The sequence below is a fragment of the Kibdelosporangium persicum genome (assembly GCF_013280595.1).
Classification (GTDB): domain Bacteria; phylum Actinomycetota; class Actinomycetes; order Mycobacteriales; family Pseudonocardiaceae; genus Kibdelosporangium; species Kibdelosporangium persicum.
In genome coordinates, this window is record NZ_JAAATY010000001.1 from 281,559 (window position 1) to 306,861 (window position 25,303).

Here is a 25,303-nt window from a genome sequence, read left to right on the forward strand (position 1 = left end):
CCGGACTCGAGGTCAACCCGGGAAAGGGCCGGAGAACCGGTTGTACGTCGGGAAGTCCAAGGGGATGGTGTACGGCAGCTGCACGAAGGTCCGGTCGTAGAACTCCGTTGTAACCTTACCGACGTACATCGAGATCTCGCCCAGCCAGGGCGCGTCCGCCGCGGTGAGTTCGATGACGCATCCTGTCGGCTCGAACATGATCTGGGTGTGCGGGCTCGCTCCGGACTTCGGCCGGTACATCACCATCAACGGAACCAGGCCGCGTGCCAGTTCGATCGTCAGGTCGTACCGCAACATCGTGCTGCCCCAGGTCTCGACGTAGAACCCGCCCTGGTCTCCGGCCGCGTCCCGCAGGGAAGCTCCTACCTGGCTGATCCGGACTTCGTCGTAGTTGCTCAGTTCGTACACGGCCACGCCGGCCACAACAGTCGCCTCGGTTTGCTCCTGGCCGAGCGACGGGCAGATGCCGTAGACGGTCTCCGGGTCGTCCCCGGCGCCGTACATGTCCTCCCAATAGGTGGTGAGGTGCGTGTCCACCAGGAAGTCGCCGCCGATGCTCACGTTGCCGATGCGGGCCAGCGACCCGTCGGCGGCCAGTTGCTTCACGGCCGCCACATTGCGGGGGTGCGCGGCGTTCGCGAGCAGTTCGTAGTCCGGCCGGGCCTGACCTTGCGGCCACGCCTTCTGCGCGGTGTATCCCCGCAGCGCAAGCCGCCAGTCACCGCGGTCGGCCACCTGCCGCCAGATCGAGACGGTGTTGTCCCAGATGTCGGTCGACTGTTCGCTCAACGTCGCGCGCACGGCCGGTTGCGCCTTGAGGATGCGTCCCATCTTGCCGGAGTACTCGAAGAACGTCCGCAACCGCTTGGTCTCCGGCTTCCGCTGGTACGCCCGGAGAGCGACTCGCGCGACAAAACCGCAGTCGCGTGCGGCGGCCTCGAAATGACGTGCCTGGAGGAGCACCTCGGCGTTGTGCGTGGCGCAGGACATCGAGCGGTCGAAGTCGCCCTGTTCGTAGTACCAGACCACGAGCGCGTTGAACGGATTCGACGGCCGCACACCGAGTTCGGTCATGTCGCGGGCGATCTCGCCGATGGCGGCCCTGGCGAGGTGGTGATCGCCGCGGCTGGCGTGGTACGTGGCCAGTGCGCCGAGGATCTCGCCGCGCAGCTCGGCGCGCGTCACCAGTCGCTCGATCGCGTCCGTTCGGCGAAGTGCTTGGCGTGCGAAGCCTTTGGGTACCTCTTGGCCGTCGCGGGCCGCGTCGCGCAACCGTCGCGCGGCGGCTGCCGACTCGGTGTGCACGTCGGACTGGGAGCCGGGACCGTCGATGGCGTCATGGAATCGCTTCGCGGACTGCTGGTTGCCGAGCCGCTCGTGGATCTCGGCGAAATGATGCAGCACCGTCGACCGGTTGACTCCTGATCCGTCCAGCAGGTCGACCCGCACGGTCCCACCAGGTCCGGTGACCTGCTGGGCCGACACCCGCAAGCCGGTCTTGACCTGCGCGATCACCACGTCGTCCGGGAGATCGCCGTCGGTGCCGGGGTGCCCGGGCCGGGCGATCAGGGAGGCGGCCACACGCAGGCACCACCGTGCCTTCTCGGTGAGACCGGGTTCGCCGGCCTCGGCGAGCACGACGCCCACCGGAAGGGCGCACGCGGCGGCGAACATGTAGTGGCGAAGTGCGTGGTCCAGGCTGAACGCCCGGGCAGGCCGGCCGTTGCGTTCGTCCCAGGTGACCAGTTCCCGGTAGGCGAGATCAGCGAGCCTGGCCAGTCGATGGGCGATCTCCCGGTGCCTTTCCCAGGGCGCCGCCCGCCGGACGTCGAGCAGAAGGGTGATGCTCCGGCCGGCCAGGACGTAGTCGATGTCCACGACCGACGCCTGGGCCATCGGCGGTGGCAGGTGCGGCTGGACCGGCTGGTCCGGCTCGGCCAGGGCCAGGAACCGTTCCCGGAGTGCGGGCACGGTCGCGTCGTGCAGCGCCTCGGCTTCGTCGATCTTGTTGGCGCCGACGAGTTCATGCATGCAGTCGAACAGGGTCGTGAGCAGGTTGGCCAGCACGGCCACTGTTTCGTCCTCGTCCACGGAGGCTCGTGAGGACACCCTGGCGTGGGGGACACCGACGTACAGGTACGCGGCCGCGTCGGCGTCGCCGCTGACAGCGTCCTTCAGCGCCGCCACCAGTTCCCGCTCGTGCAAGTGGTCGGCGACGCGTTCTCCCACCCGGATGGCGAGGTCGTTGGCGACCGGCCAGAGCGTGCCGATGACGGCTCGTGCCCCGGCGGCGACGAAGGCGGATCCCGTGCTGGTCCAGCTCCCGCACGAGTTGTTGATCACGATCGGCGTGCCGCGCGTTCGCCAGTGCCGGATGGTCGCGTCCCTGATTCGCTCGTTGACGCCGTCGTCGAAGTAGTCGTCCCGGCCGTGCGCGATGATCAGCAACAAGTCGGTGTCGACGGCCTGCACCAGTTCGTGCAGGACCGTGCGCCGGGCGTGTTCGGCGGACAGCACGATCGGCGCGGACAGTCCTGCGGCCAGGCGTTCCTCGTAGACCGTGCGCTCGGTCGCCAACACGCCCAAGGCGTCGAACACGACGCCCAACGAGACCGCTGGCACTGGCCGGCTCTCGTAATCCAGCGACCGCGGCACGAGCGTGCTCGCGGTTTGACCGGGCAGGTGCGCGACGGCGTAACGGTCCATCCATCTGGCTCCGTGCCGCGTTGGCGTCAGATGCAGCGGGAGCGTCCGAGTGAAGACAGTGAGCGTTCGGGCGTCTGGTGTACGCAGTGAGTCGGGCACCGCATCGGCCGCCCGCCGCGTCAGCGCCGTCGCGTCGGTGAACGGTCCGACGTCACCGACCGGCGGTATGAAGGCGATCCGGCAGCCCCACAGGGACGCGTAGCCCACCGCCTGGCAGATCAGCAGGTCAGCGAGTGAAGTCTCACAGACGACGAGCTCGTCGGTCGCGTCTCCGAAGACCTCCAGCGGGGTGCCGAGCACGTCCGGCAGTGCCCATTCGGCTGATCCATCACTCAAGGTCAGCCGATCCACGTCGGCGAACCGCAACCGCGCGCCCGCGGCGACAGCGAGTGCCAGCGCCGGCCCGTAGGCCTCCTCCCGGTCCGGGGCGGTCAACGTCAGCCGATCGGAGTCACCCACGTCTTCGGCGCTGTCGGCGAAGCCGAGGGTGACCAGGTCCTTGACGGTGAGTCCGGCGAGCAGGTCCGGCACTTCGGCGCGGTCGTCGACGACAAAACACGGCACGAACCCGGCGCCCAGGCCGGCTCGCACCATGACCGCGGCGCGCTCGTGCCCGGTACGGGCGACGATCACCGTGTCCCGCACCTGCGGCACGGACCGGCGGATCTCCACGAGGAACGACACCGTGCCGGGCTGGTCACCGGTGATGGCCTGGAAAGTCGTGCCGTCATAAGTCCACGGCAGCGTGGTGGACACCGACAGCCGCACACCGGGTGCCAGTTCGAACGTGCCGGCGTCGTCGGGAGGGCTCTGCCATGCGATCCGGTACAGGACATGGTCCGGCAAATCCACGTGCAGCCTCGCCGCGGACGTGCCGGTCCCGGCGTTCTCAATCCGCTCATAGCGCAGCGTCCGGCCGAATTTGTCCGGCCTGATCATGTACGGCGGCGTGGTCGCGCCGCCGACGACCACTGTGGACTCTTCACGCGGCACCGCCGCGAGGTCGACCGGCTCCGACTCGACGAACCCGACCGTCTCGCCGCGGTGGGCCCGGTCGCACAACCCGGTGATCGTCCAGCCGCTCATCAGGAAGTAGATGTGGTTGTACTCGCCGAAGTAGTGCATGTCCTCACCAGAGGTAGGGAAGCCTCGCCCGGGTGGACCGGCCGTTGATCACCGGGATCTGCTGCCCGCCGGTGTGGTCGGCGACAGCCGCCGCGACCTCCTCGTACAGCCGATGTACGCCGATCGTGAAGCCGTCGTCAGCCGTGGCCGGCCCCTTGAGCAGGTAGTGCGTGAACACACCATGGCCCAGCCCGCGTCGCTCGTAGGCGATCTGGTCGTCGTCGCAGGCGCTGATCATCAGGCGTCCTTCGCCCAGTTCCAGGTCGTCCAACGAGATCATCCCGCTGTCCCTGGCGGTCGCCCGTGCGGCTTTGCGCCGTGGCCCCTCGAACGTGCGGCCCCCGGCCCGGCCGCTGAAGCACGCGTCGATCAGCATCAGCACCAGGGGCGGCCGTGAGATCCGTTCGAACAGCCATGGCAGCTCGCGTTCCATGCTCAGGCCGGTCGCGTAGACGTTGTCGTACTCGGTGTCGTGCAGTGCGAGGTAACGACCTGCCTCGTCCGGACCCGAGCTGGTCTCCGGGGTGCCGTGACCTGCGAAGTAGAGCAGAACGACGTCGTCCGCGCCGGCGTCGCGGGCGAGCCGCTCGCCGATCTCGACCTGGACGTTGCGCTTGGTCGCGTCCTCGTCGAGCAGCAGCGTGACGTGGCGTTGCGCCGGGTGTACCTGCTCGATGAGCTCGGCAACGGCCTCAGCGTCGGTGCGAGCGTAGGACAGGTCTCTGATCCGTTGGTCGCGGTAACGATCGATGCCCACTATGACCGCGCGTAAGGCCACCGCGACCTCCAAAACCGGGGACATCCGTAACCGTATCGCTACGGCGCGCAGTGATGACTCCCGTGTCACACCCGCCGACTAGATAGTTGCTGCACGCAACGATATTGATTAGCATGACTAAGTAAATCGTGACGCGGGAGGTTTGTGGTGGCCAGGCGGGGTGCGGAGGCGAAGTCCCTGGATGAGCTCGGGCCGCGGTACAAGTGGATCGCGCTGTCGAACACGACGCTCGGTCTGCTGATCGCGACGATCAACTCGTCGATCGTGCTGATCGCGCTGCCGGACATCTTCAAGGGCATCGGGGTCAACCCGCTGGACGCGGGCAACACCGGTTATCTGCTCTGGATGATGTTGGGCTTCCTGGTGGTGACCGCCGTGCTGGTGGTCGCGTTCGGGCGGCTCGGCGACATCTACGGCCGCGCCAGGATGTACAACCTCGGCTTCCTGATCTTCACCGTCTCGTCGGTCATGCTCGCGGTCACCTGGATGAGCGGGGACGCCGCCGCGATCTGGCTGATCGCGTGGCGAATCGTGCAGGGTGTCGGCGGTGCGTTCCTGATGGCGAACTCCAGCGCGATCCTCACCGACGCGTTCCCGGCCGGCCAGCGTGGTCTCGCGCTGGGCATCAACGGCATCGCCGCCATCGCGGGCAGCTTCCTCGGCCTGGTCATCGGCGGGGTGCTCGCGCCGATCGCCTGGCACCTGATCTTCCTGGTGTCCGTCCCGTTCGGTCTGGTCGGCACGATCTGGGCGTACCTCAAACTGCACGACACCGGCGTGCGTCAGCGGGCCAGGATGGACTGGGGCGGCAACATCACCTTCGCGATCGGCCTGGTCGCGGTGCTCGTCGGGATCACGTACGGCATTCAGCCCTACGGCGGTCACTCGATGGGCTGGACGAACCCGTGGGTGGTGACCGCGCTCGTCGGTGGCGTGCTCGTGCTGGCCTGGTTCGTGAGCATCGAGAAGCGGGTCCCCGAACCCGCTGTTCACCCTGGACCTGTTCAGGATCAGGACCTTCACGTGGGGCAACATCGCCAACCTGATGGCCTCGCTCGGCCGTGGCGGGCTGCAGTTCGTCCTGATCATCTGGCTGCAGGGGATCTGGCTGCCGCAACACGGCTACTCCTTCGAGGAGACGCCGTTGTGGGCCGGGATCTACATGGTGCCGATGACGATCGGGTTCCTGCTCGCCGCGCCGGTCTCCGGGGTGCTGTCCGACCGGATCGGCGCCCGCGGCCTGGCCACCGCCGGGATGGTCGTCACGGCGGCCACGTTCATCGGGCTGACCGTCCTGCCGGTGAACTTCGACTACGTCGTCTTCGCGGCTCTGCTGCTGGTCAACGGCATCGGCATGGGGATGTTCTCGTCACCCAACCGCGCGGCGGTGATGAGCAGCCTGCCGGGCAACGCCCGGGGCGCGGGTGCCGGGATGAACGCCACGTTCCAGAACGCCGCCATGGTCCTGTCGATCGGCATCTTCTTCAGCCTGATCATCGCGGGCCTGTCGACGAGCCTGCCAGGCGCGCTGACCACCGGTCTAACCGCGCACGGTGTGCCCGCGGCGGACGCCAACGAGATCGCGCAGCTGCCTGCCGTAGCCGTGCTGTTCGCGGCGTTCCTCGGGTACAACCCGGTCCAGCAGCTGCTCGGTCCGGCGCTCAGCCAGCTGTCGCCCGACCAGTCCGCCTTCCTGACCGGCCGGAGTTTCTTCCCGGGCCTGATCACCGAACCGTTCGCCGACGGGCTGCACATCGCCTTCTGGTTCGCGATCGCCGCCTGTGTGGTCGCCGCCGTCGCCTCGTGGCTCGCCGGGTCCGGCAGGCCGGCGCGGGAGACAGCCGGTGCGGAGCCGGCGGCCACAGCGTCGGATTCCGGGACGATCCCCGCTGACCTGGCCGGTATGAGCCGGGCCGATAACGGCGTGACCGCTGGGCGCTCGGTGAGCGGCGGCTGACGGCACGCCTGCGATCGTTCCGTCTAAATGATCTTCGACCGATCGGCGCGCGTTCGCGCCGATCGGCGCCATACACCGGCGAATTGCCCATGGCAAGGTGAACCGTGCCGCATCATTTCCCGGTGGCTAACGGAGCGGCTCCGTCGGCCGACACCCCTGACGGAGGTGGGGGACATGACTGACGTGGCAGAACCCGAAGCAATGTCCGACCGCAGGCTCCCGACCGCGCCGTGCAGCGTGGTGTGGAGCCGAGGGCACGCGTACGTCCTGGAGGCGGCGCTCGCCCGGTCCCGCTGGGTCGGCTGTGACGACCGCGGCCGTCCGGTCGAGTTCACCAACGCCGAGCTGGAGCGCCGGGGCTGGACCCTCACCCGCGCCAGCTGACCCACCCCCCACTAAGGTTTCCCCTGGTCACCCCTCGTGAGTGTTTGTCCGTGTTCTAACACGCATAAACACTCACGAGGGGTGAGCAGGGGTTTTTCGTGTCTGGAGGGGCTGGCGAGTGACGCAGGGCGATCGTGTGTGGACGGTGCCGAACGCACTGAGCGTTCTGCGGCTGGCCGGGGTGCCGCTGTTCCTCTGGCTGTTGCTCGGGCCCGAGGAGGACGGCTGGGCCCTGCTGGTGTTCGTGGTCAGCGGGATCACCGACTGGCTGGACGGCAAGATCGCCCGCTGGCTCAACCAGATGAGCAGGTTCGGCGCGATGCTCGACCCGCTGGCCGACCGGCTGTACACGCTCGCCGCGATGATCGCGTTCGTCGCCCGCGACATCGTGCCGCTCTGGGTCGTGCTGCTGGTCATCGGCCGTGACCTGGCCGTGCTGGTCTGCCTGCCGCTACTGCGCCGCGCGGGCTACGGCCCGCCGGAGGTGCTCTACCTCGGCAAGGGTGCCACGTTCGTGTTGCTCTACGCGTTCCCGTTCCTGCTGCTCGCCCAGATCGACTCGGTGTTCGCGGACGTGGCCAGGCCCATCGCCTACGCCTTCACAGCCTGGGGCGTCGTGCTGTACGTCTGGTCCGGGCTGATCTACGTAATGCAGGCGGTCACCGCGATCCGGCGACCGTGCCTCTAAGCTCTGCGCCATCCAGCGCAGTCGGTGATCGGAATGAGGAGACGGGGACGTGACGCCGGAACAGTTGAAGTACACACCTGACCACGAGTGGATCGCCGTGAACGGCGACACCGTGCGGGTCGGCATCACCGACTTCGCCCAGGACCAGTTGGGTGACGTGGTGTTCGTGCAGGTCCCGGAGGTCGGGGCGGCGGTCGGCGCCAAGGACGCGGTCGGCGAGGTGGAGTCGACCAAGAGCGTGTCGGAGATCTACGCCCCGGTCGGCGGCGAGGTGACCGCCGTGAACGAGGCGCTCAACGACAGCCCGGAGCTGATCAACTCGGACCCGTTCGGCGACGGCTGGATGTTCGAGCTCAAGATCACCAATCCCGCGGAGCTCGGCGAGTTGCTTGACGCGGAGGGCTACCGCGCACTAACCGGTCAGGCATGAGAAGGATCTTGGACTGGTTCCGCAAGCGACGGAGCGGATCAGGGGGACCAGCCGATTCGTCATCCGGCACGCACGGTACGTTTGCGGGAACAAGCGAATCCAGTAGCAGGAGGAGAGCTCAGGTGAGCACGAACGACGGACCCGGCGTTCCGCCGGAGCAGTCTCCGGAGCGGACCTCCGTCTTCCGGGCCGACTTCCTCGACGTCGAGGGCCAGCACGCGCCCGCGCCCGACCCCCAGGTCGCCGGGATCGACGCGCTGCCGGCCGGTTCCGCTCTGCTCGTGGTGAAGCGCGGCCCGAACGCGGGCTCGCGGTTCCTGCTGGACCGGGACACCACGAGCGCGGGCCGGCACCCGGACAGCGACATCTTCCTCGACGATGTCACGGTCTCCCGCAGGCACGCGGAGTTCCGCCGGGAAGGCGGCGACTTCGTGGTGATCGACGTCGGCAGCCTGAACGGCACGTACGTCAACCGTGAGCCGGTCGACCAGGCCGTGCTGGCCGGTGGCGACGAGGTGCAGATCGGCAAGTTCCGCCTGGTGTTCCTCACTGGTCCCGGGGGCCAGTGACGGCGTCGGCCGGACGGCCGCTGCCTGACGGGATGAGCATCGGCGCGGTGCTCGATCGGTTGCGTGCCGAATTCCCCGACGTGACGATCTCCAAGATCAGGTTCCTGGAGTCGGAGGGTCTGGTGCTGCCGGGCCGGACACCGTCCGGTTACCGGCAGTTCACCGAGCGGGACGTGGAAAGGCTGCGGTTCGTGCTGCGCGCCCAACGTGACCAGTACCTGCCACTGAAGGTCATCAAGCAACAACTGGACGCCGCGGACCGGGGTGAGTCCCCCGGTCCGCTTGGTCTGTCCGAGCCCGAGGACCGCGGGCCACGCAGGCTGACCAGGGAGGGGCTGCTCGGCGAGACAGGGCTCACCGAGGCGACGCTGACCGAGCTGGAGGAGTTCGGCCTGGTCAAGCCGGGGCCCGCCGGGTTCTACGACCTGGTCGACGTCGAGCTGTGCGTGGTCGTGAAGGCGATGGCCGAGTTCGGGCTCGAGCCGAGGCACCTGCGTGCGTTCCGCACCGCGGCCGACCGGGAGGTCGGCCTGCTCGAACAGATCGTGACGCCGCTGTACCGTCAGCGTGACGAGAACGCGCGGGCCAGGGCCGATCGGGTGCTCGCCGAGCTGACATCGCTTTCTGTTGCCCTGCACACACTTTTGGTGAAGATGGGGTTGCGCCGGGTGACCGGCGGCTAGAACAGGCCATCATATGAGCAGGACACGGGTCACATCGTGATCGATATGCAAGCCTGGGAAGTCAAGCGTGGTGCCCGGATGGCGGGTAGCGTCATTGTTGACGATGCGCGATCCTCTTGGCAGCAGGGGGTCGTCGCGGTTGAGCGTGCTGAGGGAGGCGATGGCCGATGAGCGAGATGCGCGTCGTTGGCGTGCGGGTCGAGCTGCCCGCCAACCAGCCGATCTTGTTGCTACGCGAGACCGAGGGCGAACGCTACCTGCCGATCTGGATCGGCTCGGTGGAGGCCACAGCGATCGCACTGGAACAGCAGGGTGTCCGGCCGGCCAGGCCGCTGACACACGACCTGCTCAAGGACGTGATCGCGGCGCTCGGGCGTGAGCTGGAGCAGGTGCGGATCACCGACCTGCGGGAAGGCACGTTCTTCGCCGAACTGGTCTTCGACGGTGACATCCGGGTGTCGGCGCGGCCGAGCGACTCCGTCGCGCTGGCCCTGCGGATCGGTGTGCCGATCCACGCCGAGGACTCGGTGCTGGCCGAGGCCGGGCTGATCATCCCGGACGAGCAGGAAGACGAAGTGGAGAAGTTCCGCGAGTTCCTGGATTCGGTCTCGCCGGAGGATTTTAGAGGTGCGGACACCTGAGCTTCCTCGGAGTGTCCGCGTGCCCCGTTCTTCACAGGACTAAACCTGCGAGTGGTGTGAGCCACTTCGTTCGATCGGCGGCGTCCCGCGCGTCGCGTTGACCGGGATGCCTGCCCGTCCTACCGTCAGAGATGAGCCCATGACGACGGCGTGACCACCAGAGGCGCCGCCGTCGAATGCTCATGACCGGCGTTTTCCGCTCCTGGGGGTGGGCGCCGGGGACGATGGGAGGCAGCGTGATGGAGCATCGGCCCGACAGTCCGCTCGCCGGCGTGGACGCCGGTGAACAGGGCGAGCTGTTCCCGGACGCTTCACTGCCGGACGAGCTGGTCGGCTACCGCGGCCCGGCCGCCTGTCAGATCGCGGGGATAACGTACCGGCAGCTCGACTACTGGGCGCGCACCGGGTTGGTCGCCCCGTCCATCCGTACGGCACACGGATCGGGCAGTCAGCGGCTCTACTCGTTCAAGGACATCCTGGTGTTGAAGGTGGTCAAGCGGCTGCTGGACACCGGGGTCTCCCTGCAGAACATCCGCGTGGCGGTCGACCACCTGCGCCGGAGAGGCGTTCGTGACCTCGCGAAGATCACCTTGTTCAGTGACGGCACGACCGTCTACGAGTGCTCCTCGCCGGAGGAGGTCGTGGATCTGCTGCAGGGCGGCCAGGGCGTGTTCGGCATCGCGGTGAGCGGCGCGATGCGGGAGATCAGCGGAACCATTCACGAGTTCCCCGCCGAACGGGCGGACGGCGCCGAGCTGATCCAGCACGACGACGAGCTCTCCGCGCGGCGGCGCGCGCGCAACGCGGGCTAGGGAAACAACTGGTCAACGGCCGCTGTCCGCAAGGCGACGCGCGGGCAGCGCCGAGTGATGAAGACTCCAGTGAGAGTTGGCTGGTTGATGATCTGCGTCAAGGTATCCTTGGCAAGCAGTCGTTGACGTCGTGCGGGAGAGACCGGGTGCACGCGAGCCCGGCACCGAAGGAGCAATTCCTCCCCGGAACCTCTCAGGTACCCAGGACCGCACGAAGCAGACGCCTCTGGAAAGTGGGTGCGCACACCCCGCCGACGGTGAAAGCCCGCGCTGGCCGCGGGTGAAACTCTCAGGCGCCCCTGCCGGGCATGGACAGAGGGGGAGGGCTTGCCGGAGCACGCCCGACTCTCCATGCCGGAGGCAGATGATGACCCAGGACCGGATCTCGCTGGCAGACCTCGAGCACGGTACGCCGTTCGCCGACCGGCACATCGGTCCACGGCAGGCGGAGCTGACGAGGATTCTCGACGTGGTCGGGGTCGACTCGCTCGAGACGTTGGCGCGGCGGGCCGTGCCGGAGTCGATCCGCGAGACCAACCTGGTGATGGACCTGCCGCCGGCCGCGACCGAGGCCGAGGCGCTGGCTGAGCTTCGGGCGCTCGCCGCGCGTAACCGTCCGGTGACGCAGATGATCGGCCTGGGCTACTACGGCACCGTCACTCCGCCGGTGATCCTGCGCAACGTGCTGGAGAGCCCGGCCTGGTACACCGCGTACACGCCGTACCAGCCGGAGATCTCGCAGGGCAGGCTCGAGGCGCTGCTGAACTTCCAGACGATGGTCGCCGACCTCACGGGCGTGCCGGTGGCGAACGCGTCGATGCTGGACGAGGGAACGGCCGCGGCCGAGGCGATGACGTTGGTGCGGCGCGGCGGGAAGGCCAAGTCGCCCAGGTTCCTGGTGGACGCCGACACGTTCCCGCAGACGATCGCGGTGATCGAGACCCGCGCCGAGCCGCTGGGCATCGAGGTCGAGGTCGTCGACCTGACCGACGGGCTGCCCGAAGGCGAGTTCTTCGGCGTTCTGCTGTCGTACCCGGGTGGCAGCGGTGTCGTGCGTGACCACTCAGCACTGATCGACGAGGCGCACTCCCGTGGCGCGCAGGTCGTTGTGGCGTCGGATCTCCTGTCGTTGACGTTGCTGCGGCCGCCGGGCGAGATCGGCGCGGACGTCGTCGTCGGCACGACTCAGCGTTTCGGTGTGCCGATGGGCTTCGGTGGCCCGCACGCCGGATACATGGCGGTACGCAAGGGACTTGAGCGTCAGTTGCCGGGTCGTCTGGTCGGCGTGAGCACCGACGTGGACGGCTCGATGGCGTATCGGCTGGCGCTGCAGACGCGTGAGCAGCACATCCGCCGCGAGAAGGCGACCAGCAACATCTGCACCGCCCAGGTCCTGCTCGCGGTCGTCGCGTCGATGTACGCGGTCTACCACGGTCCCGCGGGTCTGAAGTCCATTGCCTTGCGGGCGCACCGGATGGCGGCCGTGCTGGCCGCCGGTCTGCGTGCCGGTGGCGTCGAGGTCGTGCACTCGCGGTTCTTCGACACGATCCGGGTCCGCGTTCCCGGGCGGGCCTCCGACGTCGTGCGCGCGGCTCGTGAGCGTGACATCAATCTGTGGCTTGTGGACGGTGATCACGTCGCCATTTCGTGTGACGAGACCACCACGCGTGCGCACATTTCCGCTGTGTGGGAAGCGTTCGGCGTCTCCGGCGACATCGACGCGCTCGATGCGTCCACTGAGGACGTCATCCCGGCCGAGCTGGTGCGGACCTCGGAGTACCTGACCCACCCGGTGTTCCACACGCACCGCTCGGAGACCGCGCTGCTGCGCTACCTGCGGGCGTTGTCGGACAAGGACATCGCGCTCGACCGGAGCATGATCCCGCTCGGCTCGTGCACCATGAAGCTGAACGCGACCGCGGAGATGGAGCCGATCACCTGGCCGGAGTTCTCGGCGCTGCACCCGTTCGCGCCCGCCGACGACGCGGCCGGACTGCTGGAGATCATCTCGGACCTGGAGAGCTGGCTGGCCCAGATCACCGGCTACCACGCGGTTTCCCTGCAACCCAACGCGGGCAGCCAGGGCGAGTTCGCCGGTCTGCTGGCGATCCGCGCGTACCACCGCGACCGTGGCGAGGCCGACCGTGACGTCTGCCTGATCCCCGCGAGTGCGCACGGCACCAACGCGGCGTCCGCGGTGATGGCCGGTATGCGGGTCGCGGTCGTCAAGTGCGACGACCAGGGCAACATCGACATGGACCACCTGCGTTCCTCGGTCCAGGAGCACAAGAACGACCTCGCCGCGATCATGATCACGTACCCGTCGACGCACGGCGTGTACGAGGACACGGTCCGCGAGGTGTGCGCGCTGGTGCACGACGCGGGCGGCCAGGTGTACGTCGACGGAGCGAATCTGAACGCGCTGATCGGTCTGGCGCAGTACGGCCGGTTCGGCTCGGACGTGTCACACCTGAACCTGCACAAGACTTTCTGCATCCCGCACGGTGGTGGCGGCCCGGGCGTCGGCCCGATCGGTGTGCGTGAGCACCTGGCGCCGTTCCTGCCCAACCACCCGCTACAGCCGTTGGCCGGGCCCAAGACCGGTGTCGGCCCGATCAGTGCCGCGCCGTGGGGCAGTGCTTCGATCCTGCCGATCTCGTGGGCTTATGTCCGCATGATGGGCGCCGACGGGCTCCGGAACGCCACTCTGACGGCCGTGGCCGCCGCGAACTACGTGGCGCGCAGGCTGAACGAGCACTATCCGGTGCTCTACACGGGTGAGGGCGGTTTTGTCGCCCACGAGTGCATCCTGGATCTGCGGCCGATCACGAAGGCCACCGGGGTGACCGTGGATGACGTGGCCAAGCGGCTCGCCGACTACGGCCTGCACGCTCCGACGATGTCGTTCCCGGTCGCGGGAACGCTGATGGTCGAGCCGACCGAGAGCGAGGACCTCGCGGAGCTGGACCGCTTCTGCGAGGCGATGATCGCCATCAAGCAGGAGATCGACAAGGTCGGCGCGGGGGAGTGGCCGGCGGACGACAACCCGCTGCGAAACGCCCCGCACACCGCGGCGTCCATCGCCGGGGAGTGGAACCACCCGTACAGCCGGGAGATCGCCGCGTTCCCCGTCCCGACGACGCGGCCCAAGGCGTGGCCGCCGGTCCGCCGGATCGACGGCGCCAAGGGCGACCGGAACCTGGTCTGCTCCTGCCCGCCCCTGGACGCCTACACCACCTGAAAACCCCCTCGTGAGTGTTTATCGGGGTTAGAACCCTGATAAACACTCACGAGAAACGGTGGGGGTTCATGAAGTCCGTGGGGCAGTAGGCCGGTTCGCCGAGGACCAGCTGGGCGAGCAGTTCGCCGATTCCGGCGCAGTGCTTGAAACCGTGGCCGCTGTCGCCGCCCGCGATGGTCACGTGCTCGCTGATCCGGCCGACGAGGAACTGGCCGTCGGGTGAATCGGTGACGTGGCACGGCCTGACGGCGAACGGCTTCGGCTCGAGCTCCGGGAATGCTCGCGCCACAGCGTCTTCGACGTTGACGGTGGCCACGGGGTCGGCGCCGACCTTCACGGCGTAGCCCTCGTCGGAACCGTGACCCCACAGGCTCATCTCGTCGGAGAACTCCCAGATGAACGCGGGGAACCGCGCCAGCGAGAAGTCCGCGGAGTCCTTGGGACGGAACCAGTTCACCGGCGTCGGCGTGTGCTTCAGCGGCAGGTCGGGGACGAAGTGCCGCAGTCCCGCGCCGGCCGCGATGACCACCTGGTCCGCTTCGATCGCCAAGGTCGGCGTGTACACCGTGGTGCCCTCGATGGCCAGGACGGTGGTGTTCGCGTGGACGTCCGCGCCGAGCCGTCGGGCGGCGGCGACGTGGGCCCGGACGTTGCGTTCCGGGTAACAGATGCCCGCGCCGGGATCCCAGACGCCCACTTGGCCGGGTTGGACATCGTACTGCGGCTGACGGGCGACGACCTGCTCGTGCGTCAGCAGTTCCACGGGCACGCCCGCGGCCTGCGGGCCGGTGATGGTCTTGCTGCCGGGATTTCCGACGTACAGCAGGCCGGTCTGGCGCACGTACGTCTCGCCGGTTTCCGCCGCGAGTCCGGTCCACAGCTCCAGCGACTTCAACGCGATGGGCGACAGGCCGGGGTGTTCCATGCACGCGATACGGAACAGCCTGGTGTCGCCGTGGGACGAGCCTTGGTCGTGGCCGATGCTGTGCTGTTCGACGCCAGCCACGCGCACGCCTCGATGGGCCAGGCGCCAGAGGGCGGCCGACCCGAACGCGCCCAGGCCGACGACGACCACGTCTTTGCGGACGGTCTGCACGGTCTAACTCCCGATGTGTTGGGGCGTCAGGCGGATCAGGGTGACGCCGTACGTGCCGATCCAGACCACCCACATTAACCAGCCGGTCAGACCGATCAAGCCAAGCGGACCGGCGGTGTCGATCACCCAGGGCGTCAGCGTGGCCGAGGTGAGCGTGAACGTCGCCGACACGAAACCCAGGATCGCGTGCCAGCGGCGGATCAACCCTGAGCGCAGTCCCGCCGTCGACAACCCGAGCATGGCGACGGCCAGGAATGTGCCGTTAATGGTGAGCAGGGCGTCGTGCAGGGCCCACAGCCCCTCGTCCGGTGCGGACGTCGCCGCCAGCCGCAGAGCGATCACGGCGGTGAAGGTGCCGTTCTGCAGGAGCAGTCCGGCGAAGCCGACCAGGGACCAGCCGGGTGTGGACGACCAGAGCGCCACGACCGCTCCGGCGCCGAACACCGTGGCGGACATCCACGTGACCGGCGCGAGGGCGGACACGAGGCCCACGGTGCCGCCATGGGCCAGGAGGAACTCGCTGACCTGGCCGAACTCGGTGCCGGGGACCGGCATGCCCGCCGGAACTAGGATCGCGTTGCCCAGCACGATCAAGATCGCGAATCCCAGGCCGGCCACCCCGCTGACCTGGGAGAACGAATTGACTTTACGGTACATATAATCAATATAGCGAATGAAAGGCGGTCATGGAGAGGCGGAAGTACGACTCCCTGCGGCGCGCGACGCAGGCCCTGGAGACGCGCGCTGAGATCGCACGTGCGGCGCGGCGGTTGTTCGTGGCGCAGGGTTGGGCGGCGACGAGCGTGCGTGACGTGGCGCGCGAAGCAGGCGTGTCTGTGCCGACCGTGTACTCGGTCTACGGCAACAAGACCGGGCTCGCGCTGGCCGTGGCGGACTCCGCCGACCTGGCCGCGGACGGCCAGCGGATGGTCGAGGAACTGGAAACCGAGGCAGATCCCAGTCGTCAGTTGGCGGCGATGATCGGCTACGACCGGCGGTTGTTCGAGCGCTCAGGCGACGTGATCACGCTCCTGCGCGACGCCGGTCGCGTCGAGCCGGAGCTGGCGAACGTGTACACCGACGGGCGCCGTCGCGGCGACGAAACCCGTGTGCAGGTGTTCTCGTCGTGGCCGGACGGCGCGCTGCGGATGGACGTTGAGACCGCGGTCGACGTGTACGCGGCGCTCTGCAACATCGACGTCTACCTCACGCTGACCAGCGAACGAGGGTGGGCGCCGGACCGGGTCGAGCAGTGGTGGAACGACGTGCTGGCTCGTGAACTGCTGTCAGGGTGAGGTGGTTCGTTCGTGCAGGCCCTTGATCACGCCGAGCGCGGCCACGAGCACGAGCGTGATCCCGTTGGCGACGATCACCGGCAGGTCCGCGCCGAGCAGGCCGTAGACGAACCACGTGCCGACACCCGCGCACATCATCACGATCCAGGCCCATGACAGGTCGCGGGCGCTGCGCGTGCGGATGGTCCGCATCACCTGCGGCAGAAAGGCGAGCGTGGTGAGCGCGCCGGCGAACAGACCCAGGACCGTCAAGGTTTAACCCCTTGTTTGTGCAGTAGCTGTACAAAGGTACAGTACGGGGATGGGCGGCGTGACACAAGCGCCGAAGGACACGCTGGGACAGCTCCTGCTCGAACTGCACGTGTCCGGCGGGCAAGCCAGCCGTGCCGCGCTGACCGACCGGCTCGGCTGCGGCCGCAGCGTGATGGGGTATCTGCTCGGCGAGCTGGCGGACCGTTCCTTGGTGCGGATCGACCGCACGGGCGGCAAACCCGGAGGCGGGCGGCCATCGCACCAGGTGATCATCCCGCCGCAGGCGCCGACGGTCGTCGCCGCGCAGATCCAGCCGGACGGCTTCACCGTCGCGACGGTCGGGCTCGGCGGCAAAATCCTGTCCCGCTCCACGCTTCCGTTGCGCAGCCCGCAGCCGTCCGAGGCGCTCGACGAGCTCTGCGAGCTGATGAACTCCCATGTCGAGCCGAACGTCCTCGGCTTCGGCGTGGCCGTGCCCTCGCCCGTCCGCGCCGACGGCTACGCGCCCGCCGCGCTGCACCTGGGCTGGCCGGGCCTGCATCTGCAGCAACTGCTGGAAGAACACCTGCGGCTGCCGGTCTCGATCGCCAACGACGCCAACCTGGCCGCGCTCGCCGAGCACAGGCACGGCGCCGGTCGCGGTTCGCATCAGTTGCTCTACCTGACGACCGGAAACGTCGGGCTCGGCGGGGGAGTGGTCACCGACGGGCGGCTGTTCCTGGGTGCCCACGGGTACGCGATCGAGCCGGGCCACATCACCGTCGACCCGGGCGGGGCGTCGTGTCCTTGTGGTTCGACCGGTTGCCTTGAGGTTGAGGCCGATCACCGTGCGCTGTTGCGGTTGCTGGGGGTAGACGTCCCGCTGCGGTCGGTCGCCGCCAGGATCGAGTCGTTGCTCGCCGAGCCGACTCCCGAAGTGCTCGAAGCGGTCCATCGCGTCAACACCCGGCTCGCGATCGGCCTGGGCAGCCTCGCGAACATCGTCGACGCGGACCGCATCGTGCTCGGCGGAACACTGGGCGTGCTCTACGAGCTGGAGCCCGACATCGTCCGCGGCAAACTCGCGGAGCGGGCGTTCCTGGCGGATCTGGCGCACGTGCCCATCACACCGGGGGAGCTGGCCGACAGCGTGCTGCTGGGCGCGGCGGAGCTGGCTTTCCAGCCGCTGCTGGATGATCCGCGGGCCTTCCCGGCGGGCCGGTAGCACCTGCGAGGATGCTCCCCATGAACGAGACAAGGCTGGGCATCGTCGGACTCGGCGTGATGGGCACGAGAATGCTCAACGTCGCCGTCGGCCATCCGGACTTCACCGTCGTCCGCGCGAGCGACATCACCCCGGCCGATCCCGGGGTTCCGTTCACCACCAACGCGGACGACGTCGTCTCCGCGTCCGATGTGGACGCCGTCTACATCGCCACCCCGCCGAAGTTCCACGCCGATCTCGCGGTGGCCGCGCTGCGGGCGGGCAAAGCCGTGTTCTGCGAGAAGCCGTTGGCCGTCAGCCTGCGGGACGGCCAGCGGATGCTCGATGCCGCAACGGAAAGCGGCCTCGCGAACGCCGTCAACTTCGCGCTGTCGGACCGTGACGCGGTGCGGCACATCGCCGGTCAGGACCTCGGCACGGTTCGCGGGGTCGACATCCGGTTGCAGTTCCCGCGGTGGCCCCGTGGCTGGCAGGCGTCCGCGACCTGGCTGGCCGGGCGGGAACAGGGCGGGTTCGTGCGGGAAGTGCTGTCCCACTTCGTGTACCTGACCGATCGGCTGGCCGGGCCGCCGGAGCCGGTGTGGACCACTGTGGACTACCAGGGCGACGGCAGCGAAGTCGCCGCCCGTGGCCTGCTCCGGGCGGGGGACGTGCCGGTGCACGTGTCCGCGATGGCCGAACTGTCCGGACCCGAGCTGTACGAGTGGATCATCTGGGGCACTCGCCGCTCGTTCCTGCTGCGCAACTGGGCCCAGCTGTTCGTGTCCGAGGAAGGCGGGCAGTGGCAGCCGGTCGCGGTGAGCGACCACGGTTCGGAGGCGACCAGGCTTTCGCTGTTCGCCCAGGCCATTCGCGGCACGGCGACGCCGGACCTGGCCGACTTCGCCTCGGGCTGGCGGGTCCAGCGGGCGATCGAGGCGTTCCACGGGTTTTAACCGTGGCTGAAACGGCTGGTCAAGAGGGGTGCCGGGGTCACTAGGATCCCGGCATGACGACAGTACTGGGGGCAGTGCGCAGTCTGGTCGTGGTGGTTTTCGACGGCGTTTCGCTGGGCATCATGTCCTTCGCGTTCGGCGTGTTCGACATGGCCGCGAGCTTCGGCGAACTGCGTGACGTCGACGTGCGGCTGGTCAGCGGTGAGCCGGACGCGGCCCTGTCCGGCGGCGGTCTGTCCTGTCCGGTGCCGTACGACCTGGCCGCGATCCGTGACGCGGACCTGGTGATCGTGCCGAACTGGCGGTCACCGTTCGAGAATCCGCCTGAGCCGGCCCTTGCGGCGATCCGCGCCGCGCACGCCAGGGGCGCGCGGGTGGCGGGGCTGTGCAGCGGTGCTTTCGTGCTGGCCGCGGCGGGCCTGCTGGACGGCCGTCCGGCGACGACGCACTGGGGGATGGCCGGTCTGCTCGCCGATCTGCACCCCAAGGTCAAGGTCGACGCGGGCGCGCTCTACGTGGACGACGGGGACGTGCTCACCGCGGGCGGCGGCGCGTCCGGAATGGACCTCGGACTGCACCTGATCCGGGCGATGTGCGGCGCCGACGTGGCCACCCGGCTGGCCAAGGGCATGGTGCTGCCGCCGCACCGGCAAGGCGGTCAGGCGCAGTACATCGAGTCACCGGTCCCGAACCTGGACGACCAGGACCCGATTGCCGAGACGATGGCGTGGGCACTGACCAAACTGGACACCACCCTCCCGGTGGACGACCTGGCCCAGCGCGCGCACATGAGCAGGCGCAACTACGACCGGCGGTTCCGGGAGATCACCGGGACGGCACCGGCCACCTGGCTGACGCATCAGCGCGTGATCCGGGCCCAGCGGCTGCTGGAGTCGACCGCGCTGCCTGTCGACCTGATCGCGCGGTACTGCGGGTTCTCGTCGGCGGCCGCGCTGCGTCCGCATTTCCGTCGGCTGGTCGGCGTCGCTCCCGCGGCTTACCGAGAGACGTTCGGAAGCGTGTCCTGAAACCGACGCCCGTTGGCGCGATCGCGTCTCACACCCTGGCTCGCCGGGACGCGAACCTATCGGTATGAGCGAAGACATCAAGCCGTTCCGGATCGACATCCCGCAGTCCGAACTGGACTACCTGAAAGATCGGCTCACCCGGACCCGCTGGGCCGACGGCCAGGTGCCGGGCTGGGAGCGTGGCGTGCCGGGCGAGGCGCTGAAGCACCTCGTCACGTACTGGGCGGACGGCTACGACTGGCGTGCGCATGAGGCGCGGATCAACAGCTTCCCGCAGTTCCAGACCGAAATCGACGGCACGAACGTGCACTTCCTGCACGTGCGGTCGCCGGAACCGGACGCGTTCCCGCTGGTCCTGACGCACGGCTGGCCCGGGACCTTCGCCGAGTACCTCGACGTGATCGGCCCGCTGACCGATCCGCGGTCGCACGGCGGGGACCCGGCCGACGCCTTCCACCTGGTGATCCCGTCGGTGCCCGGATTCCCGTTCTCCGGCCCGGCCGCCGAGGCGGGCTGGGACGATACCCGCGTCGCCAGGGCGTGGGCCGAACTGATGCGGCGACTGGGTTATGGCCGTTACGGCGTCGCGGGCAACGACGTCGGCTCGATGGTTTCGCCGATCGTCGCGCGGATCGCGCCCGAACAGGTGCCCGCTGTGCACGTGACGCAGGTGTTCTCGTTCCCCAGCGGTGACCCGGCCGAGTTCGAGGGCTTCGGCCCGGAGGAGTACGGCAGGCTGGCGTTCCTGCAGCGGTTCATGGACGAGCACTCGGGATTCAACAAGATCCAGTCGACCCGCCCGCAGACGCTCGCGCACGCGCTCGCCGACTCACCCGCCGGCCAGCTGGCGTGGATCATGGACCCGATCCGCGGCTTCGGCGACCACCCGCCGGAGGTGGACAAACTGCTCAATGAGGACTTCATCCTGACCGTCGCGTCCCTGTACTGGTTCACGAACACCGCGGGCTCGGCGGCGCGCCTCTACTACGAGAACGCGCACCACACGGACGAAGCCGAGCGCGGCACGGTCCCCACCGGCGTGGCGGTGTTCGCCCACGACTTCCGTGCCATCCGCCAGCTGGCCGAACGCGACCACAACATCGTGCACTGGTCGGAGTTCGACCGTGGCGGGCACTACTCCGGCACCGATGCCCCCGATCTGCTGACCGGCGACCTCCGCACGTTCTTCCGCGACCACAGGTGACCACCCCCTCGTGAGTGTTTGTCAGGGTTAGAACACGGATAAACACTCACGAGGGGTGGGCTGGACGGCGGCGGTGCGGAACTGCTTCGACTGAGCCACTACGATCGCTGGTCGTTGTGCCGTGTGGAGTCGGGAAGGCAGTTCGTTGATGCGCGAGGTTCCAGTCGTCGGGATGAACAACGGCGTGTCGATTCCGCAGGTCGGGTTCGGGGTCGGGCTGGTGCACGACAGCGACGTGCCCGGGGTGGTCCAGACCGCGATCGAGGCGGGTTACCGCAGCTTCGACACGGCGTCGATCTACGGCAACGAGACCGGCCTCGGCCAGGCCATCGCCCAGTCAGGCATGCCGCGGGAGGAGTTGTTCGTCACCACGAAGCTGTGGAAGAACGCCCAGGGCTACGACGCCGCGCTGCGGGCGTTCGACGAGAGCCTGACCCGCCTGGGCCTGGAATACGTCGACCTGTTCCTGATCCACTGGCCCGCGCCCGCCCGCGGCGACTTCGTGCAGACCTGGAAGGCGCTCGAGAAGCTCGCCGCCGACGGCCGGGCGCGCACGATCGGCGTGTCGAACTTCCAGATCTCCCACCTGCGCAGGCTCAGCGAGGAAACCGGCACAGTGCCCGCGATCAACCAGATCGAGCTGCACCCGAACCTGATCCAGGGCGACCTGCGCGCGTACCACAGCGAGCACGGGATCGTGACCCAGGCGTGGAGCCCGCTGGCCAACGGCAGGCTGGTCGGTGACGAGAGCATCAGGCTGATGGCCGAGAAGTACGGCAAGACGCCCGCCCAGGTGATCCTGCGCTGGCACCTGGAGCTGGGCAACGTGGTGATCCCGAAGTCGGCGACGCCGGAGCGGATCCGCGAGAACATCGACATCTTCGACTTCGAGCTCGCCGAGGACGACGTGCTGGCACTCTCGGAGATGCACAACGACACCCGCGTCGGCCCGCACCCCGACCACTTCTCCTGAGCCGCGTGACCGGCCCCTCACCGCGCTGTCTTGAGGGTTTTGCCATGCTCTCCTGCGAATAGCCTCGCGAAGTACCAACCGGCTGTTCAACGATACGGTCGAATCTCATGGATGCGACGACCATCGAGCTGAGCATGGCGGAACTGCGTGAGGTCACGCGCTTCGCCGTGGCCTGTGCGGAGCCCGCACTGGGAATCTTCGAACGCGAACGGCCTGACGATCGGCGTCCGCGAGACGCGGTCGCGGCCGCGCAGGCGTTCGCTGACGGAGCCAGGCGGACCAAGGCGATCCGTGATGGCGCCTGGGCGGCCCATCGGGCGTACCAAGAGGCCCGTGATGCGGGGCAGGCGGCGGCGAGTGACGTGGCACGTGCAGCCGTCGCCGCGGCCAGTGCGGCGTACCTTCACCCTCTCGCGAAGGCGACCCAGGTTCTGCACATCCTCGGATCGGCCGCTCACGCCGCCCGGGCGTTCGAGCTTGACGCCGGTGACGACCGCACCGTCGGCGCCGCCTACATCGAGAAGGCACGCGACTTGGCCACTCCGGCGGTGGTGAGCGTTCTGAGGCGTTATCCGGATGCCCCGGGTGGTCGCGGGCGTGTGGGGGAATTGACGCGGCTGCTGGACGGATGGATGCGCCGGCACCAAGCAAATTGTTTACGCTAAACAAGCAAGGAATTGTACGATTTTTGCGGAAAGTGGCGTAAGGCCGTAGCGGTGTCGCTACCCTCGGCATCCTCCGTCATCGAACTGGAGGAAAATTTCATGCCATTGCGGGGGTTGGTCGCGGGGTTGCTGGTCGTCACGCTTGCCGGGTGCGGGCTCATGGGGTCTCCGGATCAGGAAACTCCGGCCACCGGGCGGCTCGAGCGGACGGTGATCAAGGTCGGCTCACTGGGGATCGTCGACTCGGCGCCGTTGCACCTGGCCATCGACAACGGGTATTTCGCCGCCGAGGGCCTGGAGGTGCGGCTGACCACCGGGGCCAAGGGATCGGCCAATGTGGACAATGTGCTCGGCGGGTCGCTGGACTTCGGGCTGACCAGCTACCCGCCCGCGTTGATGCCCCAGGTCAAGGGCGTGGCGAACCTCAAGATCGTCGCCGACGCGGTGCAGACCACCGAGAACCTGATCCTGTGTGTCGTGCCCGACAACAGCACCATCAGGAAACCCGTCGATCTGGCCGGCAAGAAGATCGCCGTCTCGTCCAAACGCGGCATTTCCGAGCTGACGCTGAACTCGCAGCTCAAGATGATGTCCGTCGACCACAAGACGGTCGAGTACATCTCGATGGAGATCGCGTCCATGCCTTCGGCGCTGCACCGCGGTGACGTCGCCGCGGCCGTGATCGCCGAACCGCACCTGACGGCGGCGACAAAAGAAGGTCTGGTCAAGCTGATCGATCCGTTCTCCGGGCCGACCGCGAACTTCCCGTGGTCCGGCTGGATCGCCAAGAAGGAGTTCACCGACGCCAACCCGAACGTCGTCGCCGCGTTCAAACGGGCGCTGAACAAGGGCGTCGCCCAGACCGGCAGCCGGGACCAGGTCGGCCAGGTGCTGGCCAAGCACCTCAAGATCGACTCCAACACCTACCAGCTGATGACCATGCCGGTCTTCCCGACCACCGTCGACCCGGCGCGGCTGCAGCGGGTCGCCGACCTGATGCTCGAGCAGGGCGAGATCGACAAGCCGCTCGACATGCGCACCATGATGCTCGAAACCCCCAGCTAGTCCCTCGTGAGTGGTTATCCGTGTTAGAACACGGAAAAACGCTCACGAGTCAGTACTGCCAGTTGAGGCCGCTGCCGCCGTACTGCTCGATCGGGATCGCCTCGGTGCCCGGCGGCAGCCGGTCGGTGTAGAGCTTGCCGTGCAGGTGATCGATCTCGTGCGCGACCAGGCGGGCGACTCCGCGCTCGAAGATCGTGATCTTGCGGGCGCCGGTCAGGTCCTGGTGTTCGACGTGCAGCACGAGCGGCCGGGGGACCAGTCCGCGAACGTCGAAGAACGACAGGCATCCCTCGTACTGTTCGTCGTACTGCTCGCCGTTCTCCACGATCCTGGCGTTCAGCAACATGATCACGTCGTCGGTCCCGGGCGGGAACACGATCGCCGCCGCCCGGTCGATGCCGATCTGGTTGGCCGCCAAGCCGATTCCCTTGCCGAACGTGTGCGCGGCCGACACCCGTTTGGCGGCTGACACCAGTTCCGCGATCACTCGTCTGGCGTCCTCGGCTTCTTCCGGCAGGTGGAAGGGTTTGGCCGGGCGGTGCAGGATCGGGTCGTCGGACTGCACGACGCCCAGGGAACGCATGACCTGACTGGGTTTCTCGGCCGGTTCCGCGGGCTGGGTCGACGGCTTGCGCCGGAAGTGCCATTCCAGGCGATAACGGGCGTGCAGTGGGGGTTCCTCCGTTGTCCACGAGAAGATCCGCCGGTTGCCCGAACGCTGCTCGTCGATCGCGGTGCGAAACGGCATCGACTCGGCGGTCATCGAGGTGTGCAGGCCCCAGACAGCCGGGTCGAGGTTCTCCGGGAAGTCAAGGCGGACAGACAAAAGCGACGTGGGCAGCCGTACCGCGCGCTGAAACCAGTTGCCCCACTTGTCATCCCGGACGGAGTAGGTGTACTCGATCCACGTGCTCTGCCCGGGATACAGCGGGAAATGCCCGCTGTCGTTGGCGAACTGCAGCCACACCTCCTTGAACGCGTCCCGGTCGTGCTGCGCCACCCAGCGCATCGGCTCGGACCGGTTCTCGCCGCACCACGCCTGCAGGTCCAGTTCCTCCCATGTCAACGGTCTGTCCCGGTAGAGCTGATTGGACAGATCCGGATCGCCGGGGAACCGGTCGACCGAGATCCTGATCATGTAGCGGGTGATCGGGTCCGTGCCGTGGTTGACCAGGCGCCGTCGCATGATCGCGCGGTAAGTCCGGCCTTCGTAACGAAGTTCGGCGTCGTCATGCTCGACGAAGAGACTACGGGTCGACGGTTCGGGTGTGCGCTCGATTGGAGTAGGCCGCGCCACGACTGGGCGAACCGCTTCGTACTCACGCCACGCACGTCGTAACGCGCCACCGGCGTTCAGCGCGTCGTCCGCGGCTTTGGCGAACTCACGGGACGGTCGTTCGTGGCCGCTCTCCACTTTCGAGACGTACGAACGGCTGTAGCCCATGGCCACGGCCACGGCGGTACGCGACATCCCCCGCACCTCGCGCCACCGGCGAAGTTCGCCGACGAAGACGTCTTGATGCGCAGGCGAGTCCTCGTCCTGGGTCGCCATGTTGCCTCCCACACCGGCTG

22 protein-coding genes, 1 pseudogene and 2 riboswitches are annotated in these 25,303 nt (G+C 68.0%); of the genes and pseudogenes, 17 read left to right on the forward strand and 6 right to left on the reverse strand.

Features of this window, described 5'->3' with window-relative positions:
* Positions 1–12: 12 nt before the first annotated feature.
* The gene (locus GC106_RS01295; RefSeq protein ID WP_173123437.1) at positions 13–3,831 is read right to left on the reverse strand and encodes a CHAT domain-containing protein; all 3,819 of its coding nucleotides are present in this window, start codon (positions 3,829–3,831) and stop codon (positions 13–15) included.
* A 4-nt stretch (positions 3,832–3,835) separates the two neighbouring features.
* Positions 3,836–4,633 (reverse strand): caspase family protein, encoded by a 798-nt coding sequence (locus tag GC106_RS01300; RefSeq protein WP_173123439.1) that lies wholly within the window; start codon positions 4,631–4,633, stop codon positions 3,836–3,838.
* 123 nt (positions 4,634–4,756) lie between these two features.
* On the opposite strand from GC106_RS01300, the pseudogene GC106_RS01305 reads away from it, so the two are divergent.
* The 9 genes and pseudogenes from GC106_RS01305 to gcvP all read left to right on the forward strand — a co-directional run bounded on the left by GC106_RS01305 (position 4,757) and on the right by gcvP (position 14,014).
* Positions 4,757–6,566: pseudogene (locus tag GC106_RS01305) on the forward strand (MFS transporter).
* Between the two features lie 174 nt (positions 6,567–6,740).
* A complete protein-coding gene (locus GC106_RS01310; RefSeq protein ID WP_173123441.1) occupies positions 6,741–6,950 on the forward strand; it encodes a hypothetical protein in 210 nt (69 codons plus the stop codon).
* 118 nt (positions 6,951–7,068) lie between these two features.
* The gene (gene clsA, locus GC106_RS01315) at positions 7,069–7,638 is read left to right on the forward strand and encodes a cardiolipin synthase ClsA (RefSeq protein WP_173123443.1); all 570 of its coding nucleotides are present in this window, start codon (positions 7,069–7,071) and stop codon (positions 7,636–7,638) included.
* Positions 7,639–7,687: 49 nt separating this feature from the next.
* Entirely contained in the window at positions 7,688–8,068 is a 381-nt protein-coding gene (gcvH, locus tag GC106_RS01320; RefSeq protein WP_173123445.1) for a glycine cleavage system protein GcvH, read from the forward strand.
* 122 nt (positions 8,069–8,190) lie between these two features.
* A complete protein-coding gene (gene garA, locus GC106_RS01325; protein WP_173123447.1) occupies positions 8,191–8,637 on the forward strand; it encodes a glycogen accumulation regulator GarA in 447 nt (148 codons plus the stop codon).
* A gap of 32 nt (positions 8,638–8,669) precedes the next feature.
* Positions 8,670–9,320: a transcriptional regulator FtsR gene (ftsR, locus tag GC106_RS01330; protein WP_173123449.1), complete on the forward strand. Its 651-nt coding sequence runs from the start codon at positions 8,670–8,672 to the stop codon at positions 9,318–9,320.
* A gap of 167 nt (positions 9,321–9,487) precedes the next feature.
* Positions 9,488–9,961 (forward strand): bifunctional nuclease family protein, encoded by a 474-nt coding sequence (locus tag GC106_RS01335; protein ID WP_037260078.1) that lies wholly within the window; start codon positions 9,488–9,490, stop codon positions 9,959–9,961.
* Positions 9,962–10,200: 239 nt separating this feature from the next.
* Entirely contained in the window at positions 10,201–10,773 is a 573-nt protein-coding gene (locus tag GC106_RS01340; RefSeq protein ID WP_173124611.1) for a MerR family transcriptional regulator, read from the forward strand.
* 123 nt (positions 10,774–10,896) lie between these two features.
* A riboswitch (glycine riboswitch) is annotated at positions 10,897–10,993 on the forward strand.
* Positions 10,994–11,099: riboswitch (glycine riboswitch) on the forward strand.
* 41 nt (positions 11,100–11,140) lie between these two features.
* Positions 11,141–14,014, forward strand: coding sequence for an aminomethyl-transferring glycine dehydrogenase (gene gcvP, locus GC106_RS01345; protein ID WP_173123451.1), 2,874 nt, complete (start codon positions 11,141–11,143; stop codon positions 14,012–14,014).
* A 46-nt stretch (positions 14,015–14,060) separates the two neighbouring features.
* On the opposite strand, the gene GC106_RS01350 is transcribed toward gcvP, so the two are convergent.
* Both GC106_RS01350 and GC106_RS01355 read right to left on the reverse strand, forming a co-directional pair.
* Entirely contained in the window at positions 14,061–15,110 is a 1,050-nt protein-coding gene (locus tag GC106_RS01350) for an FAD-dependent oxidoreductase (protein ID WP_173123453.1), read from the reverse strand.
* Positions 15,111–15,113: 3 nt separating this feature from the next.
* The gene (locus GC106_RS01355; RefSeq protein WP_173123455.1) at positions 15,114–15,767 is read right to left on the reverse strand and encodes a hypothetical protein; all 654 of its coding nucleotides are present in this window, start codon (positions 15,765–15,767) and stop codon (positions 15,114–15,116) included.
* A 29-nt stretch (positions 15,768–15,796) separates the two neighbouring features.
* Between GC106_RS01355 and GC106_RS01360 the strand changes: the two genes are divergently transcribed.
* Positions 15,797–16,405 carry a TetR/AcrR family transcriptional regulator gene (locus tag GC106_RS01360; protein WP_173123457.1) on the forward strand — a complete coding sequence of 203 codons (609 nt, stop codon included), beginning with the start codon at positions 15,797–15,799 and terminating at the stop codon, positions 16,403–16,405.
* Here GC106_RS01360 and GC106_RS01365 read toward each other — a convergent pair.
* Positions 16,397–16,657, reverse strand: a complete 261-nt coding sequence (locus tag GC106_RS01365; RefSeq protein WP_173123459.1) for an SWEET family sugar transporter — start codon at positions 16,655–16,657, stop codon at positions 16,397–16,399. The two genes, GC106_RS01360 and GC106_RS01365, sit on opposite strands and share 9 nt — an antisense overlap.
* A gap of 49 nt (positions 16,658–16,706) precedes the next feature.
* On the opposite strand from GC106_RS01365, the gene GC106_RS01370 reads away from it, so the two are divergent.
* From GC106_RS01370 to GC106_RS01400, 7 genes are all read left to right on the forward strand, one after another.
* Positions 16,707–17,861, forward strand: coding sequence for an ROK family protein (locus GC106_RS01370; RefSeq protein ID WP_173123461.1), 1,155 nt, complete (start codon positions 16,707–16,709; stop codon positions 17,859–17,861).
* Between the two features lie 20 nt (positions 17,862–17,881).
* Positions 17,882–18,796, forward strand: a complete 915-nt coding sequence (locus tag GC106_RS01375) for a Gfo/Idh/MocA family protein (protein WP_173123463.1) — start codon at positions 17,882–17,884, stop codon at positions 18,794–18,796.
* 53 nt (positions 18,797–18,849) lie between these two features.
* Positions 18,850–19,824, forward strand: coding sequence for a GlxA family transcriptional regulator (locus GC106_RS01380; protein WP_217279919.1), 975 nt, complete (start codon positions 18,850–18,852; stop codon positions 19,822–19,824).
* Between the two features lie 64 nt (positions 19,825–19,888).
* Positions 19,889–21,028, forward strand: a complete 1,140-nt coding sequence (locus GC106_RS01385; RefSeq protein ID WP_173123465.1) for an epoxide hydrolase family protein — start codon at positions 19,889–19,891, stop codon at positions 21,026–21,028.
* A 148-nt stretch (positions 21,029–21,176) separates the two neighbouring features.
* On the forward strand, positions 21,177–22,001 hold the full coding sequence (locus GC106_RS01390; RefSeq protein WP_173123467.1) for an aldo/keto reductase: 825 nt from the start codon (positions 21,177–21,179) through the stop codon (positions 21,999–22,001).
* Between the two features lie 107 nt (positions 22,002–22,108).
* Positions 22,109–22,666, forward strand: a complete 558-nt coding sequence (locus GC106_RS01395) for a putative immunity protein (protein WP_173123469.1) — start codon at positions 22,109–22,111, stop codon at positions 22,664–22,666.
* A gap of 99 nt (positions 22,667–22,765) precedes the next feature.
* Positions 22,766–23,731: an ABC transporter substrate-binding protein gene (locus GC106_RS01400; protein ID WP_173123471.1), complete on the forward strand. Its 966-nt coding sequence runs from the start codon at positions 22,766–22,768 to the stop codon at positions 23,729–23,731.
* Positions 23,732–23,780: 49 nt separating this feature from the next.
* Here the strand turns inward: GC106_RS01400 and GC106_RS01405 are convergent, their stop codons facing one another.
* Positions 23,781–25,283, reverse strand: coding sequence for a peptide deformylase (locus GC106_RS01405; protein ID WP_173123473.1), 1,503 nt, complete (start codon positions 25,281–25,283; stop codon positions 23,781–23,783).
* Between the last annotated feature and the right edge of the window lie 20 nt (positions 25,284–25,303).

Coding starts and splice junctions, on each gene's coding strand:
- GC106_RS01295 (WP_173123437.1), bottom strand. CDS start 3,831: ATGCACTACTTCGGCGAGTACAACCACATCTACTTCCTGATGAGCGGC.
- GC106_RS01300 (WP_173123439.1), bottom strand. CDS start 4,633: ATGTCCCCGGTTTTGGAGGTCGCGGTGGCCTTACGCGCGGTCATAGTG.
- GC106_RS01310 (WP_173123441.1), top strand. CDS start 6,741: ATGACTGACGTGGCAGAACCCGAAGCAATGTCCGACCGCAGGCTCCCG.
- ftsR (WP_173123449.1), top strand. CDS start 8,670: ATGAGCATCGGCGCGGTGCTCGATCGGTTGCGTGCCGAATTCCCCGAC.
- GC106_RS01335 (WP_037260078.1), top strand. CDS start 9,488: ATGAGCGAGATGCGCGTCGTTGGCGTGCGGGTCGAGCTGCCCGCCAAC.
- GC106_RS01340 (WP_173124611.1), top strand. CDS start 10,201: ATGGAGCATCGGCCCGACAGTCCGCTCGCCGGCGTGGACGCCGGTGAA.
- gcvP (WP_173123451.1), top strand. CDS start 11,141: ATGACCCAGGACCGGATCTCGCTGGCAGACCTCGAGCACGGTACGCCG.
- GC106_RS01355 (WP_173123455.1), bottom strand. CDS start 15,767: ATGTACCGTAAAGTCAATTCGTTCTCCCAGGTCAGCGGGGTGGCCGGC.
- GC106_RS01360 (WP_173123457.1), top strand. CDS start 15,797: ATGGAGAGGCGGAAGTACGACTCCCTGCGGCGCGCGACGCAGGCCCTG.
- GC106_RS01370 (WP_173123461.1), top strand. CDS start 16,707: ATGGGCGGCGTGACACAAGCGCCGAAGGACACGCTGGGACAGCTCCTG.
- GC106_RS01375 (WP_173123463.1), top strand. CDS start 17,882: ATGAACGAGACAAGGCTGGGCATCGTCGGACTCGGCGTGATGGGCACG.
- GC106_RS01380 (WP_217279919.1), top strand. CDS start 18,850: ATGACGACAGTACTGGGGGCAGTGCGCAGTCTGGTCGTGGTGGTTTTC.
- GC106_RS01385 (WP_173123465.1), top strand. CDS start 19,889: ATGAGCGAAGACATCAAGCCGTTCCGGATCGACATCCCGCAGTCCGAA.
- GC106_RS01390 (WP_173123467.1), top strand. CDS start 21,177: ATGCGCGAGGTTCCAGTCGTCGGGATGAACAACGGCGTGTCGATTCCG.
- GC106_RS01395 (WP_173123469.1), top strand. CDS start 22,109: ATGGATGCGACGACCATCGAGCTGAGCATGGCGGAACTGCGTGAGGTC.
- GC106_RS01400 (WP_173123471.1), top strand. CDS start 22,766: ATGCCATTGCGGGGGTTGGTCGCGGGGTTGCTGGTCGTCACGCTTGCC.
- GC106_RS01405 (WP_173123473.1), bottom strand. CDS start 25,283: ATGGCGACCCAGGACGAGGACTCGCCTGCGCATCAAGACGTCTTCGTC.